This is a genomic window from Pseudorhodoferax soli (assembly GCF_003337555.1).
Taxonomy (GTDB): domain Bacteria; phylum Pseudomonadota; class Gammaproteobacteria; order Burkholderiales; family Burkholderiaceae_C; genus Pseudorhodoferax; species Pseudorhodoferax soli.
In genome coordinates, this window is the sequence record NZ_QPJK01000005.1 from 445,090 (window position 1) to 462,790 (window position 17,701).

Below are 17,701 nucleotides of genomic sequence, written 5' to 3' on the forward strand. Positions count from 1 at the left end.
CATGACAAGTACCTCCACCCTCATGTCGGTCGCCGACATCCGCAAGTCCTTCCTGGACTTCTTCGCCTCCAAGGGCCACACCGTCGTCGCGTCCAGCCCGCTGGTGCCGGGCAACGATCCCACGCTGATGTTCACCAACTCCGGCATGGTGCAGTTCAAGGACGTGTTCCTGGGCAGCGACAAGCGCAACTACGTGCGCGCGGCCTCGGTGCAGGCCTGCCTGCGTGCCGGCGGCAAGCACAACGACCTGGAGAACGTGGGCTACACGGCGCGCCACCACACCTTCTTCGAGATGCTGGGCAACTGGAGCTTCGGCGACTACTTCAAGCGCGATTCGCTCAAGTGGGGCTGGGAGCTGCTGACGCAGGTCTACAAGCTGCCGCCCGAGAAGCTGCTGGCCACCGTCTACATCGACGACGACGAGGCCTACGACATCTGGCACAAGGAGATCGGCCTGCCGGCAGAGCGCATCGTGCGCATCGGCGACAACAAGGGCGGCAAGTACAAGAGCGACAACTTCTGGATGATGGCCGACACCGGCCCCTGCGGCCCCTGCTCGGAGATCTTCTACGACCACGGTGCGCACATCCCCGGCGGCCCCCCGGGCAGCCCCGATGAAGACGGCGACCGCTTCATCGAGATCTGGAACCACGTGTTCATGCAATTCGACATGCAGGAAGACGGCAGCCTGGTGAAGCTGCCGGCGCCCTGCGTGGACACCGGCATGGGCCTGGAGCGCCTGGCCGCCATCCTGCAGCACGTGCACAGCAACTACGAGATCGACATCTTCGACCGGCTGATCAAGGCCGCGGCCCAGGCCACGGGTTGCGACGACCTGGCCAACCCCTCGCTCAAGGTCATCGCCGACCACGTGCGCGCCACGTCCTTCCTGGTCAGCGACGGCGTGATTCCGAGCAACGAAGGCCGCGGCTACGTGCAGCGCCGCATCATCCGCCGCGCCATCCGCCACGGCTACAAGCTCGGCAAGAAGACGCCGTTCTTCCACAAGCTGGTGCCCGAACTCGTGGCGCTGATGGGCGATGCCTACCCCAACCTCAAGGCCTCGGAGCAGCGCATCGTCGACGTGCTCAAGGCCGAGGAAGAGCGCTTCTTCGAGACGCTGGAAAACGGCATGGAGATCCTCGATGCGGCCCTGGCCGGCGACGCCAAGGTGCTGCCCGGCGAGGTGGCCTTCAAGCTGCACGACACCTTCGGCTTCCCGCTGGATTTGTCGAACGACGTGGCGCGCGAGCGTGGCGTGACGGTGGACGAGGCCGGCTTCCAGGCCGCGATGGACAAGCAGAAGGCCGCGGGCCGCGCGGCAGGCAAGTTCAAGATGGACCGCGCGCTGGAATACGGCGGCGAAGGCAACCTGTTCACGGGCTACGAGCAATTGGCCGCGCCGGCCAAGGTGGTCGCGCTGTACCACGAGGGCACCTCCGTGCAGCAGCTGGCCGAAGGGCAGAGCGGCATCGTGGTGCTGGACACCACGCCCTTCTATGCGGAAAGCGGTGGCCAGGTCGGCGATTGCGGCATCCTCGCGGCCGAAGGCGTGCAGTTCGGCGTGGAGGACACGCAGAAGATCAAGTCCGATGTGTTCGGCCACCATGGCGTGCTGACGCAGGGCGTGCTCAAGGTCGGCGATGCGGTCAGCGCCCAGGTCGACGTGGCGCGCCGCCAGGCCACCATGCGCAACCACAGCGTCACGCACCTGATGCACAAGGCGCTGCGCGAGGTGCTGGGCGACCATGTGCAGCAGAAGGGCTCGCTGGTCGATGCCGACAAGACGCGCTTCGACTTCACGCACAACGCGCCCATCAGCGACGCCCAGGTCACCGAGATCGAGAAGCGCGTGAACGCCGAAATCCTGGCCAATGCCGAGACGCTGGCCCGCGTGATGGACATCGAGGCCGCCAAGGCCACGGGCGCCATGATGCTGTTCGGCGAGAAGTACGGCGACAGCGTGCGCGTGCTGGACATCGGCACCAGCCGCGAGCTGTGCGGCGGCACCCACGTGGGCCGCACGGGCGACATCGGTCTGTTCAAGATCGTGTCCGAGAGCGGTGTCGCGGCCGGCATCCGCCGCATCGAGGCCATCACGGGCGAGAACGCGCTGGCCTACCTGCAGCAGCTCGAATCCAGCGTGCACCAGGCCGCCGCCAGCCTCAAGGTGCCGGTCGCCGAGCTGCAGACCCGCATCGCCCAGACGCTGGAGCAGATCCGCGCGCTCGACAAGGAAGTCTCCGCCCTCAAGGGCAAGCTGGCGTCCAGCCAGGGCGACGAGCTGGTCGGCCAGGCCGTCGACGTCAAGGGCCTCAAGGTGCTGGCCGCGCGGCTGGACGGTGCCGACGTGAAGACCTTGCGCGACACCATGGACAAGCTCAAGGACAAGCTCAAGACCGGCGCCATCGTGCTGGCCGTGGTTGACGGCGCCAAGGTGCAGCTGGCCGCCGGCGTGACGGCCGACAGTGTGGGCAAGGTCAAGGCCGGCGAGCTTGTGAACTTCGTGGCCCAGCAGGTCGGCGGCAAGGGCGGCGGCAAGCCCGACCTGGCCATGGCCGGCGGCACCGATGCCAGCGGCTTGGCCAAGGCGCTGGCTTCGGTGCAGGGCTGGGTGGCCGAACGGCTCTGAGCCTGGCCCCGGTAGGCCGCCCGCTGCCTCAGAGGGCGGATGCGGCCACGGCCTCGATGGCGGTCACCACGGCCTGCGGGGCGTCCTGCTGGATCTGGTGCCCGCTGCCCGGCACGCGGGCCAGCGTGGCGCCGCTGCGGCGCAGCCAGTCCTGGCGCAGGTCTTCCAGCATGCCGCGCAGGCCATCGCCCATGTAGAGCGGCGTTTCGGTCGAGGCCAGCAGCACCGTGGGCGCCTTCAGCCGCGGCTGCAGTTCCACCTGCTGCAGGCAGTCTGCCTGCGCGTCGAACTCCTGGGCCATGGCGGGGCTGAACACGGTCTGGCGGGCCAGCTGCAGCAGCGCTGCGGCGGCGGGCTGCTCGTGCTCCAGCGTGGCCTGCAGACGCGGATGCGTGGGGTCCAGCAGCACCAGGCCGGCCACATCCTGCGGGTACATGCGGGCATAGACGTACTGGTACAGGCCGCCCAGCGAGTGCCCGACCAGCACATAGGGCGGCCGCAGCCCGGCCTGGCGCAGCAGGGCGTGTTGCTCTTCGGCGATGCGGCAGGCGCTGCGCTCCCCGGCACGCCCGGGGCTGGCGCCATAGCCCGGCCGGTCCGGCACCACGGCCTCGTGTTCTGCCGGCAGCTGGCGTAGCACCGCCGCCCAGCTGGCGTGGTCATCGCCCAGGCCGCTTTGGAACACCACGACCGGCCCCTGGGACTGCGGAGCCGCCTGGTGCATGAAGGTGATCGGTGCGCCCGCCACCATGGCGACCGCGGAGGCCGCTGCCTGGCCGTCCGCGTCCAGGCGCGGCGCCGTGCCGGAACAGGCGGCCAATGCCAGGCCCAGCAGGGCCAGGGTGGTACGGCGCCATGGCAGGAGGCGGTCGGCGGTCGAGTTGCGTTGTTCGTGCGGCACCGCCGGATTTTCCGTGGCGGATGGCGCGAAATGCGGTCGAATTGCCCGAAGATCCCGCCAGCGATCCGCACGGCTGCCTGTGCGCCGTCGCCCCATGCTGCAGTGCGACATGGCCGACAATCCCGTCCCATGGACCGACGCACCCTGCTGCGGTCGCTGGCACCGGTGGGGTGGCTGGCGGCCGGCACTTCCCACGCCCAGCACGCCGTCACGGACTGGCCCGCGGGCCAGGCGCTGCCCGCCATCGAGGCGCCAGACCTGCAGGGCCGGCCATGGCGGCTGGCCGATCTGCGCGGCCGTGCCGTGCTGCTGAACTTCTGGGCCAGCTGGTGCGAGCCCTGCCGCGCCGAGATGCCCACGCTGCAGGTGCTGGCCGACCTGTACGGGGCGGAGCAGCTGGCGGTGCTGGCGCTCAACTTCAAGGAGGCGCCCGCCACCGTCGCACGTTTCGTGCAGCGCACGGGCCTGCGCCTGCCTGTGCTGCTGGACCGCGACGGCGCGATCGCGCGGGCCTGCGCCGTCAAGGTGTTTCCCTCCACGCTGCTGATCGCACCCGATGGCCGCGCGCGCCAGCGGCTGCGCGGCGAACTCGACTGGACCGGCGCCGAGGCCGAACGGCTGGTACAGGCCCTGTTCGCGCCGCCCACCCGATAATGCGCGCCCCCGTTTCCCAGGAGAGTCCACCGATGCCATCCAGCCGCCGCCAGTTCCTTGCCCATGGTGCAGCGCTGTCAGCCGCCAGCGCCGTCCCCGCCATCGCACGGGCCCAGGCAGCGCCGAACGCAAGCCGCCGCTTCGACCCGCAGCCCCAGGGTTGGCGCCGCTTCGACGTCACCACGCGCGTGGACCTCACGCCGCTGCAGGGCGCGACCAAGGTTTGGATCCCGCTGCCCTCGCTGGACACCGGCTGGCAGCGCACGCTGACCCACAGCTTCGCCAGCAACGGCGTGGCCCGCGTCGCCGAGGATGGCCGCGAAGGCGCCCGCATGCTGGCGGTGGAGTTCGCGCCCGGCCAGGCCCAGCCCTTCGTCGAGGTGACCAGTGGCGTCGCCACGCAGAACCGCGCCACCGACTGGTCGCGCCGCACGGGCGCCACCGAATCGGCAGACACGCTGCGCTTCTACACGCGCGCCACGGCGCTGCTGCCCACCGACGGCATCGTGCGCGAGACGGCGCTGCAGGCCACGCAGGGCGCCCGGACCGATGTGCAGAAGGCCCGCGCCATCTACGACTGGGTCGTGGCCAACACCTACCGCGAGCCCAAGGTGCGTGGCTGCGGCGAAGGCGACATCGCCACCCTGCTGGAGACCGGCGACCTGGGGGGCAAGTGCGCCGACCTCAATGCGCTCTTCGTGGGCCTGTGCCGGGCCGTCGGCGTGCCCGCGCGCGACGTCTACGGCCTGCGGCTGGCGCCCTCTGCCTTCGGCTACAAGGAGCTGGGCGGCAACCCGGCCAGCCTCAAGGGCGCGCAGCACTGCCGTGCCGAGGTCTACCTCGCCGGATACGGCTGGGTGGCGATGGACCCGGCCGACGTCGCCAAGGTCATGCGCCTGGAGACGCCCGAGTGGATCAAGACCGTGCAGAACCCGGTCGTGGCACCGGTGGACAAGGCGCTGTTCGGCGGCTGGGAAGGCAACTGGATGGCCTACAACACCGCGCACGACCTGACGCTGCCGGGCTCGCGCGGCGAGCCGCTCGGCTTCTTCATGTACCCGATGGCCGAGAACGCACAGGGGCGCTTCGACCCCTATGCGCCGGACGACTTCAGGTACCAGATTTCGTCCCGGGAAACCACCAGCGACAAAGCGTGAGCGCTGCAACGCGGCGTGACGGGCGCGTCATCAGTTGGGCTGAAAAACGGCGTGGCAGCGGCTCCATGGCGCACCGCGCAGGGTGCTTGGCGCATTCTGTGCTCTTAAACTCGTAGCGCTCCGATCACCGTCCGCGCCACACAAGAACATGTCGGATCAGGCAAGGCCGTGTCGGGCCGGAGTGCAGAACGGGCCGTGGCCGGCAGACATGCCCCGCGGCTGATTCCACCAGCGACATGGCCGGCGGCGGGAGGCCCCCCGCGCCGGATCCTGTCTCTCTGATCTCGAAAGGTTCCAATGCGCTACTCCAAAAAACAACTCAGAGCATGGGGAGTGGGACTGATGGTCTCGCTGTGCCTGGCGGCTTGCGGCGGCGGCGGCGACGACCCCGCCACGCCTCCGACCGAGCCGACCACTCCCACCGAACCGACCAACCCTGGCGTGCCGACCGGCCCGACGGCCACCATCACTGGCAAGGCCGTGGACGGAACGACGGGCCTGCCCGTCGCCGGTGCCACGGTGCGCGTGGGCACGGCCTCGGCAACCACGGCCGCCGATGGCAGTTTCACGCTGGCAGGCCTGGCGCCGGCCGCGCGCGCCGCGGTGGTGTTCGCCGCCACCGGCTATGCCGAGAACGGCCGCATCGCCGACCTCGTGGGCGATGCGAGCACCGATGTGCAGGCGCGGCTGCTGCCGGTCGCCACGACGGGCAGCGTGGCCGTGGCCACGGGCGGCGCGGTGGATTCGGGCACGGCCCGGGTCGTGCTGCCGGCCAATGGCGTGCAGCGTGCCGACGGCTCGCTGCCCACTGGCAACATCACGGTGCAGCTCACGCCGATCAATTCGGCACTGGACCCGCAGCTGATGCCCGGCGACTTCCGTACCGGGACCGCTGGGGGCAACACCTTGCCGATCGAGAGCTTCGGCGCGCTCAACGTGACGCTGACCGACAGCGCCGGTGCAGCCCTGAACCTGCGTAGCGGCCAGACCGCCACCATCCGCATCCCGGCGGTGTCACGCCGCGCCGATCCGCCCGTGACGATCCCGCTGTACTACTACAACACCGCCACCGGCCTGTGGCAGGAAGAGGGCAATGCCACGCTGGTTGGCGCGGGCAGCAGCGCTTACTACGAAGGCACGGTCAGCCACTTCTCGACCTGGAACGCCGACCAGGTCTACAACACCGTGTTCGTGCGCGGTTGCGTGAGGGACGCCGTTGGCGGCGTGGTGGCCAACGCCTACGTGGGCAGCGATGGCATCGACTACGTGGGCACCAGCTACGCCTACACCGACGCCAGCGGCAACTTCAGCCTGCCGGTGCGCGTGAGCAGCCAGGCTGCCATCACGGCTGTGGCCGGTGGGCGCCTGACCAACACCGTGCGCAACGAGGCCAGCGCGGCCGACATCGCCTGGACCGACTGCCTGACGCTGAGCCAGGCCGGTGCGGGCATCACGATGAAGCTGACCTGGGGCGCGCTGCCGACCGACCTGGATTCGCGCCTCATGACGCCGAGCGGTGAAGAGGTGTATTTCAGCAACGACGGTTCGCTGGTGGCTGCACCGTTCGCCAACCTGGATGTGGACGACACCTCGAGTTACGGCCCCGAAGTGGTGACGATCACCCGGCTCATGGTGGGCACCTACAAGTACTCGGTCAACCGCTACTCCAGCAATGGCACGTTCACCCAGTCCGGTGCTCGGGTCGAGCTCAACATCCCGGGCCGCGCGGTGGAACTGATCACGCCGCCTGCGACAGGCGAGACCGAGGGGACCGACTACTGGAACCTGTTCGAGTTCGACGTCAGCGCCAATTGCACGATCACCGTGCGCCCGGTGCAGACCTACAGCGATGCAGGGCTGTCAGCCCCGACCGCGCCAGCGACGCAGTACTGCACGCCGTGAGTGGTGGCGCCGGCCTCAGGCCGGCGCCTGCTCCACTGGGCCCAGCGTGCGCAGGCTCTCGAACCGCCGCTGCTGCCCGGTCACCGGATCGGTGAATGCAATGGCGCGCGCCAGCAACTGCAGCGGCTGGCCGTGGTCGTCGTCCTCGTCGGGTCCGCGCTTCACGTCCGGGTAGAACGCGTCGCCGCGGATCGGGATGCCCAGCGCCGCCATGTGCACGCGCAGTTGGTGGCGCTGGCCCGTGCGGGGCGCGAGCCGGTAGCGGCCCCAGGGCCCGGCCGTTTCCACCAGCGCCAGCCGCGTGCTGGCATTGGGCTCTCCCTGTGCCTCGCACTGCCGGAAGAAGGGCGTGCCCTGCACGATGCGGCTCTCGCGCACGAGCGGCAACGCCAGCCCGTCCCGCAGCGGGGCGATGGCCTCGTACTCCTTGTCGACCACCCGCTCGCGGAACAGCGCGTGGTAGGCATCGCGGTCCTCGCGCCGTAGGCTGAACAGCACCACCCCGCCCGTCTCGCGGTCGATGCGGTGCAGCGGCTGCAGCTCGGCCAGGCCGGTGTCCCGCCGCAGGCGGGCCAGCAGCGTCTCGTGCAGGTGCCGGCCGCCCGGTGTCACGGCGAGAAAGTGCGGCTTGTCGGCTACCAGCAGATGCGCATCACGGAACAGGATGGCCGCCTCGAACGGCACGCGCGGCTCCGCATGCAGGCTGCGGTAGTACCAGGCCTTGCCGTGCGCGCGGTAGGCCGCATCCGGCGGCAAGGGCCTGCCCTGCGCATCGCACACCTCTCCCGCCTGCAGGCGGGCCTGCCAATCGCCACGGGGCACGTGCGGAAAGCGATCAGCGAAGAAGTCCAGCCAGGTGGCCCAGGGACCGGCCGGCAAGCCGACGGCGCTGGCCGCCACGCCGCCGCGCAGGGGCAGGGCGGGCGCAATGGGGGCAGGCATGGCGCGGAATTGTCGCTGAGCTGTCATGCCTCCTGGTGGAAACCCTGGGCCGCTATCATCGGCCCGCGTTTTCACCGCCCACACACCACACCCCAATGCATTTGCCCAGCCTCGCATCGCCACCGGCCTTCGCAACCCTGCACGGAGGCGCGCGATGAGCGCAGCACCGGGCCGCCCCCAGCACGCTCCCTCCCGCTTGGCGGGGCAGGCCGCAGGCCGCAGGGTGTACCCATGAGTTCGGTGGGTTGGGGCGAGGCCGCCGTCCTCGGGCTGATCCAGGGACTCACCGAGTTCCTGCCGGTGTCCTCCAGCGCGCACCTGCGCATCTTCGGTCCGCTGCTGCCCTCTGGCGGCGACCCGGGTGCGGCATTCACGGCGATCACGCAGATCGGCACGGAGGCCGCGGTGCTGCTGTACTTCCGCCACGACATCGCGCGCATCTTCCTGGCCTGGTGGGCATCGCTGACGCAGCGCGGCCGGCCGCTCGGCCCCGACGCCCGCATGGGCTGGCTCGTGATCCTGGGGACGGCGCCCATCGCCATCCTGGGCCTGCTGTTCAAGAACGCGATCGAAGGCTCGCTGCGCAACCTGTACATCACGGCCACCATGCTGATCGTCTTCGCGCTGGTGCTGGCCGCGGCCGACCGCCTGGGCCGCAAGCAGCGCACGCTGGACACGCTGACCTGGGGCCACGGCGTGCTGTTCGGCTTCGCCCAGGCCATGGCGCTGATCCCGGGCGTCTCGCGCTCGGGTGGCACCATCACCATGGGGCTGTTCCTGGGCTACACGCGCGAGGCGGCAGCGCGCTATTCGTTCCTGCTGGCCATCCCGGCGGTGCTGCTGTCGGGCTTCTACCAGCTCTACAAGACCTGGGGGACCGTCAATCCGGTGGGCGACGGCCAGACGCTGCTGGCCACCGTCATCGCGTTCTTCGTCGGCTATGCCGTGATCGTGGGCTTCCTCAAGCTGGTGTCCACGCGCAGCTACATGCCCTTCGTGTACTACCGCGTGGTGCTGGGCATCGCGGTGTTCGCGCTGCTGGGCGCAGGCATCCTGCAGCCCTTGTGAGCTTCAGCGGCGCTGGAACACCAGGTCCCAGACGCCGTGCCCCAGCTTCAGGCCGCGGCGCTCGAACTTGGTGTCGGGCCGGTAATGCGGCCGCGGCGCGAAATCCGCCGCCGTGTTGGCCAGCAGCGGCTCGCCCGACAGCACCTGCAGCATCTGCTGCGCATAGGGCTCCCAGTCGGTCGCGCAGTGCAGGTAGCCCCCCGGCACCAGGCGCTGCGCCAGCCGCGCCACGAACGGCGGCTGGATCAGCCGGCGCTTGTGGTGGCGCAGCTTGTGCCAGGGGTCGGGGAAGAAGATGTGGATGCCGGCCAGGCCTTGCGGGTTCTGCTGGGCATCCCAGGCCGGCAGCATGTGGTCCAGCACCTCGACTGCGTCGTGCGCAAGGATGCGGATGTTGGCCAGCCCGCGCTCGCCGATCTGCTTGAGCAGCGCGCCCACACCGGGCTCGTGCACCTCGCAGCACAGGAAATTCGTCTCGGGCAGCAGCTCGGCGATGTGGGCCGTGGCGTCGCCCATGCCGAACCCGATCTCCAGCACCGTGGGAGCCTGGCGGCCGAAGGCCTCGGCCAGATCGAGCGGCGCGGCCCGGTAGGGCAGCACGAACCGCGGGCCGAGTTCGGCCGTGGCCTTGGCCTGGCCCAGCGTAGTGCGGCCGGCGCGCTTGACGAAGCTGCGGATGGCGCGCGGATGGGCGACGTCGGAAGGGGCGAGGCCGGTGGCCTGGTCCGGCGTTTCGCCGGGGGGGGAAGAAGGCGTGTTCACGCGGCGGGATTGTAGGTGCGCACGCCCAGCCGTTCGGCCAGCTGGCGCAGCGCGGCCTCGGGCGAATCGGCCAGGCCGACCGAGCGGGCCAGCATCAGGTTGAGCCGCTGGCCCAGCCCTTCGACCATGTTCCCGTCGGCCCGCTCGCGCAACACGCCCTGGGCATCGGGCGCGCAATCGCGGACCGCTGCCACGCGCGCCGCGTAGCTGCCCGCCGGCACGCCATAGGCCACGACGGGCTTGCCGAGCGCGACCGCATAGCCGATCTCGAACACGGTGCCCGAGTCGGGCTCCAGGCCGCGGAAGTCGGCCAGGTTGGCGAGCACGCCATCGGCCGCCTGGATGCGCGCGACATTGCCTTCGTAGATGTGCTGGGCCCGTGCATCGTCCGCCAGCGCAGCTGCGTCGGGCGCCGCATCGTCGGCTGGTTCCAGGCCGGCCAGGCCCAGGCGTGCGCAGATGGCCTGGAGCCGCGCGAACACCTGCGCGCTGTCGGGCCGGAACACGTCCGGGCCGGCAAGGTAGATGCGGGGCAGGGTGTCTGGAGGCATCCGCGCATTGTCGCTGCGCGGTCGGCCGGCTTCAGCCGGCGTCCAGCAGGCGTTCGACGCGCTGGCGGCCCAGGCCCCACAGCGCCGCGCCCAGCGTGGCCTGCCTGCCGTAGCTGTCGCGCGGGCCGGCCTCGCCGCGCAGGCGCGCGGCGAACTCGGTGCCGAAATCCGCGGCCCAGGCCGCATCCCGTGCCGGGGCGGCATCGGCCAGGGCCGCGCGGTCGCCATCGAGCACGGCGCGCGCACCTGCGCGCGCCGCATCGCTGCGCTGCAGCGCCGTGCCGAGCTGCTGCAAGGCCTGGCGCGCACCGCCCTCGTCCTGCAGCGCCCATTGCGCCGGCGTCAGCACGTCGGGCTGTGGATCGGCCGCCACGCGGTGCAGCCGGCCGGACGCGAACTGGCGGCCTTCGCCTTGCAGGGCCAGGCCGTCGCGCACCTGCGGCCAGCGCGATTCGGCCACCGAGAAGCGCAGGCCACCGCCGGCATCGGCCTCGGCCTGCAGGCCCAGGGGCGCCAGCGCCTGGGCAAAGGCATCGGCCCGGGCCTGCGGTGTGGCTTCGGGATCGAGTTGCACGCGCACGGCGGGACGGGCCGCCGACGGCAGGCCGACGGCCACGGTCAGCGTCTCACGCGCCTGCGGCGGCTGGGCCAGGCCACGCACCGAGAAGCTGCGCCGGGCCGGCTCTTGCGCGCTGAAGTTCAGCTGCGGGTCCAGCGCCGTCCCGGCCGCCGCGGCGCGCTCGGTCCAGAGCTGGTCCAGCCGCGCGCGCTGGCTTTCCAACCGGTCGGCCGGCACGGGCTGGCCTGCTACGGCGCGGGAGAGGTCGGTCTGCAGGTTGCGCAGCCGCGGGGCCAGCCGGTCCAGGTAGGCCAGGGCCTGCTGGGCGCCGGCCACGCGCGTGTTGCGCTGGGCGTCCAGGCCGCGCAGGCCGGCATGCACCACCGGCAGCGCGGACGGGGCCGGTGCCGGTGCGGCAGCCGGTGCTTCGCCCACGCGCGGCACGGCCGCCACGCCGTCGGACGCATGCGACCGGTCCAGCCCCAGGCCGCCGGGACGCAGGGGAGTGATCTGCATCGTTGTTCAGCCGGCCTTCACAGTTGCGAGAACAGCGAGAGCCCGGCCACGCGCACATAGGCCTTCTGCGTGGCCTGCAGCGCCGTCTGGTAGCCCGTCAACCGGATGGCCGCCTCGCCGTAGTCGAGCTGGCTCAGCGTGATCCTGGCCTGGTCGGCCGCGAGCCCGACATTGCCGTGCGTCTCGTCCAGCGTGGACAGGATGTTCTGCGCGCCGCCCAGGCCGGCGACCTTGGCGCTGACCGACGCCATGGCCTCGTCCGTGCCGTCCAGCGCATCCTTCAGCACCGCGCGCACGGCCGGGTCGTTGTTGTTGACGCCGGCGGTCTGCAGCTGCGCCACCGCCAGGTCCAGGCGGTTCAGCAGGGCCGCCATCTCGGGCAGGCTCACATTGGCCGACTGGGTGATGTTGTTGCCCACCACCACCTGCTGCTTGGCCTCGTTGCCGCTGAAGCTGTAGCGGCTGCCGGCGGCGGCGGTGCTGTCCAGCGCGATGGTGGCCGTGGTGCTCAGCGTGCCCGAGAACAGGTAGCGGCCTTCCTGGTCGCGGCTGTTGGCGGTGTAGTACAGGCTGTCGCGCAGGCTCACCAGCGCACCCGCCATGGCGTTGAGGTCATCGGCGGTGTTGGCGCCGTCGCTGGCCCAGACCATCAGGTCGCGCACCTGCAGCATGTCCTTCAGGGTGCTGTCCAGCGCCGTCTCGTTCTGCGTGAGGCGCACCGACAGCGCGCCGACGTTGTCGCGGTACTGCGCCAGCGCCGCCTGTTCGCGTTCCATGCGCGACAGGCGCACGGTGGTGACCGGGTCGTCCGAGGGCAGCAGCAGGCGCTGGCCGGTGGACATCTGCTGCATGACATGCTCCAGCCGCGCCTGTGCGGCAGCCAGCGTCTGGCTCATGGTCATGTGGTATTGGCTGGTGGCGATGCGCATGGTGGTCTTACCGGAGGATGGCGAGTGTCGCCTCGAACAGCGTGTTGGCCGTGCTGAAGACCTTCATGTTGGCCTGGTACATCTGCTGGTACTGCACCAGGTTCACGGCTTCCTCGTCCTCGTTGACGCCGCTGGTGGAGGCCCAGTTGGCCTTGGCGTACGAGCGCACCGTGTCGGCCACGCTCAGCGCGGCCTTGTTCTGCTGGCTGGTGGTGCCCAGGTTGCTGACGAGCTGGGTGTAGGCATCGCCGAGCTGCACCGAGCCCAGCGAGGCGATCGGCACCTGCTGGTCCTTCAGGCCGATCAGGGCCAGCAGGTTGGCGCTGTCGCCGGGCAACGCCGGATCGCTGGAGAAGCCCAGGTCCTGCGCGGTCAGGCCCGGCGTGATGGTCAGCAGGGCGGAGACGCTGGAGGTGTCGAGCTGGAACAGCGGCTTGCCGGGCGTGCCGTCCAGGCCGTAGCCGGCGGCCAGCTGGTTGTTGAACAGCGTCGTCAGGCCGGTCGCCATGTCGCTGATGGACTGCGTGAGCGGCTGCAGCGTCTTGGCCTGGTAGTCGTCCAGGCCGCCGAGCTGGCCGCCCATGCTGCGGCTGGCGATCGTGAAGACTTCCTTGGCGAAGCGCACCGTCAGCGCGGGCGTGCCGTCCGCCAGCGGCGCGGCCGCCTCCAGCTTGCCGACGGTGGTGCCCACCACCAGCGGCGTGCCGTTCTTGAGCGCCACGCTGCGCGAGCCGTCGGCCTGGTCGACCACGTTGACGCCGACCAGCGCGGCCAGTTCGTCGATGCGGTTGTCGCGCTCGTCGATCAGTGACGAGGGGTTGGCGCCCGTGGCCCCGGCACCGGCGATCTTGCCGTTCAGCACCGCGACCTCGGCCGACAGCACGTTGACCTGGTCCAGCACCGCCGAGCGCTGCTGCGTGATGGCGATGCGCTGGTTGGCCAGCACCTGGTTCATGCTGTTGAAGCGCACCGTGAGCGCCTCGGCCGAGGCGATCACCTGCTGGCGCAGCGGGGCGGAGGTCGGCTCCACGCTGGCCGCGTTGAGCGCCGCGTAGAAGCCGTCCAGCCCGGCGTTGATGGTCGACACGTCGTCGCCCATGACCTGTTCGAGCTGGGTCAGGTAGCCCTGCACGGCCGAATGCCGGCCCTGCGTGGAGGCGGCTTCCCAGAGCTGCTGGCTCTTGTAGGCGTCGGCGAAGCGGATCAGCTGCGGCGTCTGCACGCCGTTGCCGGGCGACAGGCCGCCGGTGGGCGCAGCGGCGCGCAGCAAGATGCCCTGGCGCGTGTAGCCCAGTGTCTGCAGGTTGGCGATGTTCTGGCTGGTCACGGCCAGCGCGGCCTGGGCCGCCATCGCACCCGACAGCGCGTTGTTGATCATGCTCATGGCGTGGGTTCCGGCGGATTGGTCTGCATCTGCAATGGCAAGGCGGCAGCTTCGGCCGCCGGCTTAAGCGGCGCGGCCGGTGCGCTGGGGTAGAGCTGGCGCAGCAGCATGTCGGCGATGCCGAAGGCGCGCTGGCCGGCCAGCTGGTCGGCCATGAGCTGGTCGGCAAAGCCCAGCAGCGGGTCGTCCGGGTCCTGGCGCAGAAAGCCGTTCTCGCCGGCCAGCGCGCCGCTGCCCTGGCGCATGGTCTTCAGCATCTGCTGGATGAACATGCCCTCGAACTTGAGCGCGGCGTCCTCGATGCGGGCGCGTACGGCGTCGTCCGGCTTGGCGCCCGGGGCGCCGTTGGCAATCGGCGTGGTCTGCATCAGATCACCACCAGCTCGCCGTCGATGGCGCCGGCCTGGTCCAGCGCCTGCAGGATGGCCATGATGTCGTCTGGCGTGGCGCCGATGCTGTTCACCGTGTCGATGATGGTCTGCAGCTTGGCACCGGCCGGCCAGGCGAACATGCGGCCGTTGCCTTGCTCCACTTGCACCTGCGATTGCGGCGTCACCACGGTCTGGCCCTGGGAGAAGGCCTGCGGCTGGCTCACGCGCGGGTTCTCGCTGATGATCACCTTGAGCGCGCCGTGCGAGACGGCGGCCGGCCGCACCGTCACGCCCTCGGCGATCACCACCGTGCCGGTGCGCGAGTTGAACACCACGCGCGGCGTCTCCACGCCCACGTCCACCCGCAGCGCCTGCAGCTGGGCCACGAAGGCCACGCGCCGGGTCGGATCGAGCGGCGCCTGCACCTCCACCGTGGTGGCGTCGCGCGTGCTGGCCACGCCGCCGAAGCTGCGGTTGATGGTGTTGACGATGTTGGTGGCGGTCTCGAAGTTGGGCCGGCGCAGCGACAGGCGCACGTTCGGCGCGGTGTCGAAGTCGGTCTCGATCTCGCGCTCGATGCTGGCGCCGTTGGGGATGCGTCCGCCGGTGGGCGTGTTCACGGTCACGCTGGAGCCGCTGGCGCCCTGGGCCGACAGCCCGCCGATCACCACGTTGCCCTGGGCCAGCGCGTAGACCTCGCCATTGGCCGCGCGCAGCGGCGTCAGCAGCAGCGTGCCGCCGCGCAGGCTCTTGGCATCGCCCAGCGAGGACACCGTGATGTCGATCGTCTGGCCCTTGCGGTAGCCGGGCGGAAAGCTAGCGCTGACCATCACGGTGGCGGTGTTCTTGCTCTTGGCCTCGACGCGCTCCGGCATCTTCAGGTCGAACTGCTTGAGCATGTTGTTGATCGACTGCCCGGCCGACTTGACCTGGGTGCTGTCGCCCGAGCCGTGCAGGCCGACCACCAGGCCGTAGCCGATCAGCTGGTTCTCGCGCACGCCCTCGACATGGGCGAGGTTGCGCAGCGCCTGGGCGGCGGCCAGGGCCGGGGCGGGCAGGGCGCCCAGCAGCAGGGCTGCCGCGGTGCAGAAGGAGATGGAAAGCTTGCGCATGGCGGCGTCCCTCAGAAGGGCATCCAGGGACTGTTGAAGAAGGCGGTCAGCCAGCCCTGGCGCTGGCTTTCGGCCAGCGTGCCACGGCCCGAATAGGTGATGCGCGCGTTGGCGATGCGCTGCGACGAGAGGCGGTTGTCGGTGTCGATGTCCGAGACGCGCGCATAGCCCGTCACGCGGATGAACTCCTCGCCCAGGTTCAGCGTCAGGCTTTTCTCGCCGCGGATGGCCAGCAGGCCATTGGGCAGCACCTCGTGCACGACGACGGTGATCGCCCCCTGCAGCGCGTTCTGCTGGGTCGCGGTGTTGCCGGCGTCCGAGCTGCGCTGCGCATCGATGCCGATGTCGGTCTTGAGCGAGCGCCCGCGGAACAGGAAGGGCGTGATCGATGTGCTGCTGTTCTTGTCGCTGGTCACGCCGCTGCGCTTGCTGGCCTGCGTGGTCTCCTGCAGCACCACGGTCAGCACATCGCCGGGACGGAAGGCGCGGCTGTCCGCCGTGAGCGAGGTGACCGTGTCCATCGGCAGCACGCCGCCCGAGACGCCGCGGCGCGGGTTGGCCACGATGATCAGCGGCTCCTCGGGCTGGGCCGCGGCCTTGGGGATGGGCGGCAGGGTCTCGCAGCCGGCCAGCAGCAGCGCGGCCAGCGCGAGGAGGATGGTCCTGGGCGACTTGTTCATGGCGTGCCTCCGGTGTCCAGCGCGGTGCCTACCTCGCGATCTGGGCAAGGTTCTGCAGCATGTTGTCGGCGGCGGACAGCACCTTGGTGTTCATCTCGTAGGTGCGCTGCGCCGCGATCATGTCCACCATCTCCTCGGCCACCTGCACGTTGGAGCCTTCCAGCGCGCCCTGCTTGAGCTTGCCGCGGCCGTCCTCGCCCGGGTTGCCCTCGGCCGGCTCGCCGCTGGACTGGGTTTGCTGGTACAGGTTGTCGCCCAGGGCCAGCAGGCCCGTGGGGTTGACGAAGGTGGTCATCGTCAGCTGGCCCAGTTCGGTGGGCGTGGTGGCGTTGCCCACGATGGCCGAGACGATGCCGTTCTCGCCGATGGTGATGCCCGTGGCATTGGCCGGCACGGTGATCTGCGGGTTGATCGGCAGGCCCTGGGCGTTGGTCAGCCGGCCTTCCAGCGACAGGCCGAGCTGGCCGGCGCGCGTGTAGGCGTTCTCTCCGCTGGGCAGCTCCACCTGCAGGAAGCCATTGCCGATGATGGCCACGTCGAGCTCGCGGCCGGTGGTCTGCAGGCTGCCCGAGGTGAACACCTTCTGCGTGCCGGCCACGCGCACGCCGTTGCCCAGCTGCACGCCGCCATCGGCGTTGCGGTTGGCGGCCATCTGCGCGCCGGGTTGCTGCTCCACCGTGTAGAACAGGTCTTCGAACACGACGCGGTCGCGCTTGAAGCCCACGGTGTTCACGTTGGCCAGGTTGTTGGCGATGGCTTGCAGCTTGGCGTCCTGGGCCTGGACGCCGGTCTTGCTGACCCACAGTGCTGGATTCATGTCGTTTCTCCTTGTCGTTCAGGTGCGGCGCGTCACTCGCGCAGCAGCCGGTTGCCGTTGGCGGCCATTTCGTCGGCGGCCTTGAACAGTTTCATCTGCAGTTCGAAGTCGCGGTTGAGCTGCAGCGTCGCCACCATCTCCTCGATGGGCGAGACGTTGCTGCCTTCCAGGTAGCCGCCGCGCACCTGCACCTCTTCGCTGGGGGCCAGCGGCCCACCGTCGCGGCCGACCAGCAGGCCGACCTCGTTCTTGCGCAGCGCGCCGGGCTCGGGCTTGACCAGCTTGAGCTTGTCGATGACCTGCATCTCCTGCGTGCCCTCGGGCAGCACCAGCACCGTGCCGTCGGCGGCGATCTCGATGCGGTTGGTCGCCGGCAGCACGATGGGGCCGCCTTCGCCGAGCACGGCCCGGCCGTCGAGCTGCAGCTGGCCTTCGGCATCGAGCGTGAAGGCGCCCGAGCGGGTGTAGGCCTCGCCATCGCCGTAGGCCACGGCGAACAGGCCATCGCCGACGATGGCGGCATCGAGTTCGCGGCCGGTCGGGGTCAGCGTGCCGGCGCGGGTCTGCACCGCGTCGGACTCCAGCCGCGCCATGTGGCGGGCGTCGTAGCCGTAGCCTTCCACGGCCTGGTGCGCGGCCGTCTCCATGTCGGCGCGGAAACCCGTGGTGCCGGCATTGGCCAGGTTGTTGGCGCGCACCTGCTGGGCCTTGAGCGCACGCTCGGCCCCGGCCATGGCGGAGTAGATCAGGGCGTCCATCGCGCG

At 70.4% G+C, this 17,701-nt stretch carries 17 protein-coding genes; 5 read left to right on the forward strand and 12 right to left on the reverse strand.

The window, feature by feature from the left end:
• Position 1 precedes the first annotated feature (1 nt).
• On the forward strand, positions 2-2,632 hold the full coding sequence (gene alaS / locus DES41_RS19930) for an alanine--tRNA ligase (RefSeq protein ID WP_245965786.1): 2,631 nt from the start codon (positions 2-4) through the stop codon (positions 2,630-2,632).
• A 28-nt stretch (positions 2,633-2,660) separates the two neighbouring features.
• Here the strand turns inward: alaS and DES41_RS19935 are convergent, their stop codons facing one another.
• Positions 2,661-3,533, reverse strand: a complete 873-nt coding sequence (locus DES41_RS19935) for an alpha/beta fold hydrolase (protein ID WP_170168234.1) — start codon at positions 3,531-3,533, stop codon at positions 2,661-2,663.
• A gap of 129 nt (positions 3,534-3,662) precedes the next feature.
• Between DES41_RS19935 and DES41_RS19940 the strand changes: the two genes are divergently transcribed.
• The 3 genes from DES41_RS19940 to DES41_RS19950 all read left to right on the forward strand — a co-directional run bounded on the left by DES41_RS19940 (position 3,663) and on the right by DES41_RS19950 (position 7,246).
• On the forward strand, positions 3,663-4,187 hold the full coding sequence (locus DES41_RS19940; protein ID WP_114469390.1) for a TlpA family protein disulfide reductase: 525 nt from the start codon (positions 3,663-3,665) through the stop codon (positions 4,185-4,187).
• A gap of 32 nt (positions 4,188-4,219) precedes the next feature.
• On the forward strand, positions 4,220-5,344 hold the full coding sequence (locus DES41_RS19945; RefSeq protein WP_114469391.1) for a transglutaminase-like domain-containing protein: 1,125 nt from the start codon (positions 4,220-4,222) through the stop codon (positions 5,342-5,344).
• Between the two features lie 342 nt (positions 5,345-5,686).
• Positions 5,687-7,246, forward strand: coding sequence for a carboxypeptidase regulatory-like domain-containing protein (locus tag DES41_RS19950; RefSeq protein ID WP_170168235.1), 1,560 nt, complete (start codon positions 5,687-5,689; stop codon positions 7,244-7,246).
• 15 nt (positions 7,247-7,261) lie between these two features.
• On the opposite strand, the gene DES41_RS19955 is transcribed toward DES41_RS19950, so the two are convergent.
• A complete protein-coding gene (locus DES41_RS19955; RefSeq protein WP_114469393.1) occupies positions 7,262-8,188 on the reverse strand; it encodes a pseudouridine synthase in 927 nt (308 codons plus the stop codon).
• 231 nt (positions 8,189-8,419) lie between these two features.
• Here DES41_RS19955 and DES41_RS19960 point away from each other — a divergent pair, with 231 nt between their 5' ends.
• Complete coding sequence (locus DES41_RS19960; protein ID WP_114469394.1) at positions 8,420-9,256, forward strand: undecaprenyl-diphosphate phosphatase; 837 nt, start codon at positions 8,420-8,422, stop codon at positions 9,254-9,256.
• Positions 9,257-9,259: 3 nt separating this feature from the next.
• Here DES41_RS19960 and trmB read toward each other — a convergent pair whose 3' ends face one another.
• From trmB to DES41_RS20010, 10 genes are read right to left on the reverse strand one after another with little or no spacing between them, the layout of a single operon-like run.
• Complete coding sequence (gene trmB / locus DES41_RS19965; RefSeq protein WP_114469395.1) at positions 9,260-10,018, reverse strand: tRNA (guanosine(46)-N7)-methyltransferase TrmB; 759 nt, start codon at positions 10,016-10,018, stop codon at positions 9,260-9,262.
• Positions 10,015-10,569, reverse strand: a complete 555-nt coding sequence (locus DES41_RS19970) for a nucleoside 2-deoxyribosyltransferase (protein WP_211333012.1) — start codon at positions 10,567-10,569, stop codon at positions 10,015-10,017. Before DES41_RS19970 ends, trmB begins: the two co-directional genes overlap by 4 nt.
• A gap of 31 nt (positions 10,570-10,600) precedes the next feature.
• The gene (locus DES41_RS19975) at positions 10,601-11,644 is read right to left on the reverse strand and encodes a hypothetical protein (RefSeq protein WP_114469396.1); all 1,044 of its coding nucleotides are present in this window, start codon (positions 11,642-11,644) and stop codon (positions 10,601-10,603) included.
• A gap of 17 nt (positions 11,645-11,661) precedes the next feature.
• Positions 11,662-12,573 carry a flagellar hook-associated protein FlgL gene (gene flgL / locus DES41_RS19980; RefSeq protein WP_114469397.1) on the reverse strand — a complete coding sequence of 304 codons (912 nt, stop codon included), beginning with the start codon at positions 12,571-12,573 and terminating at the stop codon, positions 11,662-11,664.
• A gap of 7 nt (positions 12,574-12,580) precedes the next feature.
• Positions 12,581-13,957, reverse strand: a complete 1,377-nt coding sequence (flgK, locus tag DES41_RS19985) for a flagellar hook-associated protein FlgK (protein ID WP_114469398.1) — start codon at positions 13,955-13,957, stop codon at positions 12,581-12,583.
• Positions 13,954-14,325 (reverse strand): flagellar biosynthesis protein FlgJ, encoded by a 372-nt coding sequence (locus DES41_RS19990; protein ID WP_114469399.1) that lies wholly within the window; start codon positions 14,323-14,325, stop codon positions 13,954-13,956. Before DES41_RS19990 ends, flgK begins: the two co-directional genes overlap by 4 nt.
• On the reverse strand, positions 14,325-15,440 hold the full coding sequence (locus DES41_RS19995) for a flagellar basal body P-ring protein FlgI (RefSeq protein WP_114469400.1): 1,116 nt from the start codon (positions 15,438-15,440) through the stop codon (positions 14,325-14,327). Before DES41_RS19995 ends, DES41_RS19990 begins: the two co-directional genes overlap by 1 nt.
• 11 nt (positions 15,441-15,451) lie before the next feature.
• Positions 15,452-16,120 carry a flagellar basal body L-ring protein FlgH gene (locus DES41_RS20000; RefSeq protein ID WP_114469401.1) on the reverse strand — a complete coding sequence of 223 codons (669 nt, stop codon included), beginning with the start codon at positions 16,118-16,120 and terminating at the stop codon, positions 15,452-15,454.
• 28 nt (positions 16,121-16,148) lie between these two features.
• Positions 16,149-16,937 (reverse strand): flagellar basal-body rod protein FlgG, encoded by a 789-nt coding sequence (gene flgG / locus DES41_RS20005; protein WP_114469402.1) that lies wholly within the window; start codon positions 16,935-16,937, stop codon positions 16,149-16,151.
• 32 nt (positions 16,938-16,969) lie between these two features.
• A complete protein-coding gene (locus DES41_RS20010; RefSeq protein WP_114469403.1) occupies positions 16,970-17,695 on the reverse strand; it encodes a flagellar basal body rod protein FlgF in 726 nt (241 codons plus the stop codon).
• Between the last annotated feature and the right edge of the window lie 6 nt (positions 17,696-17,701).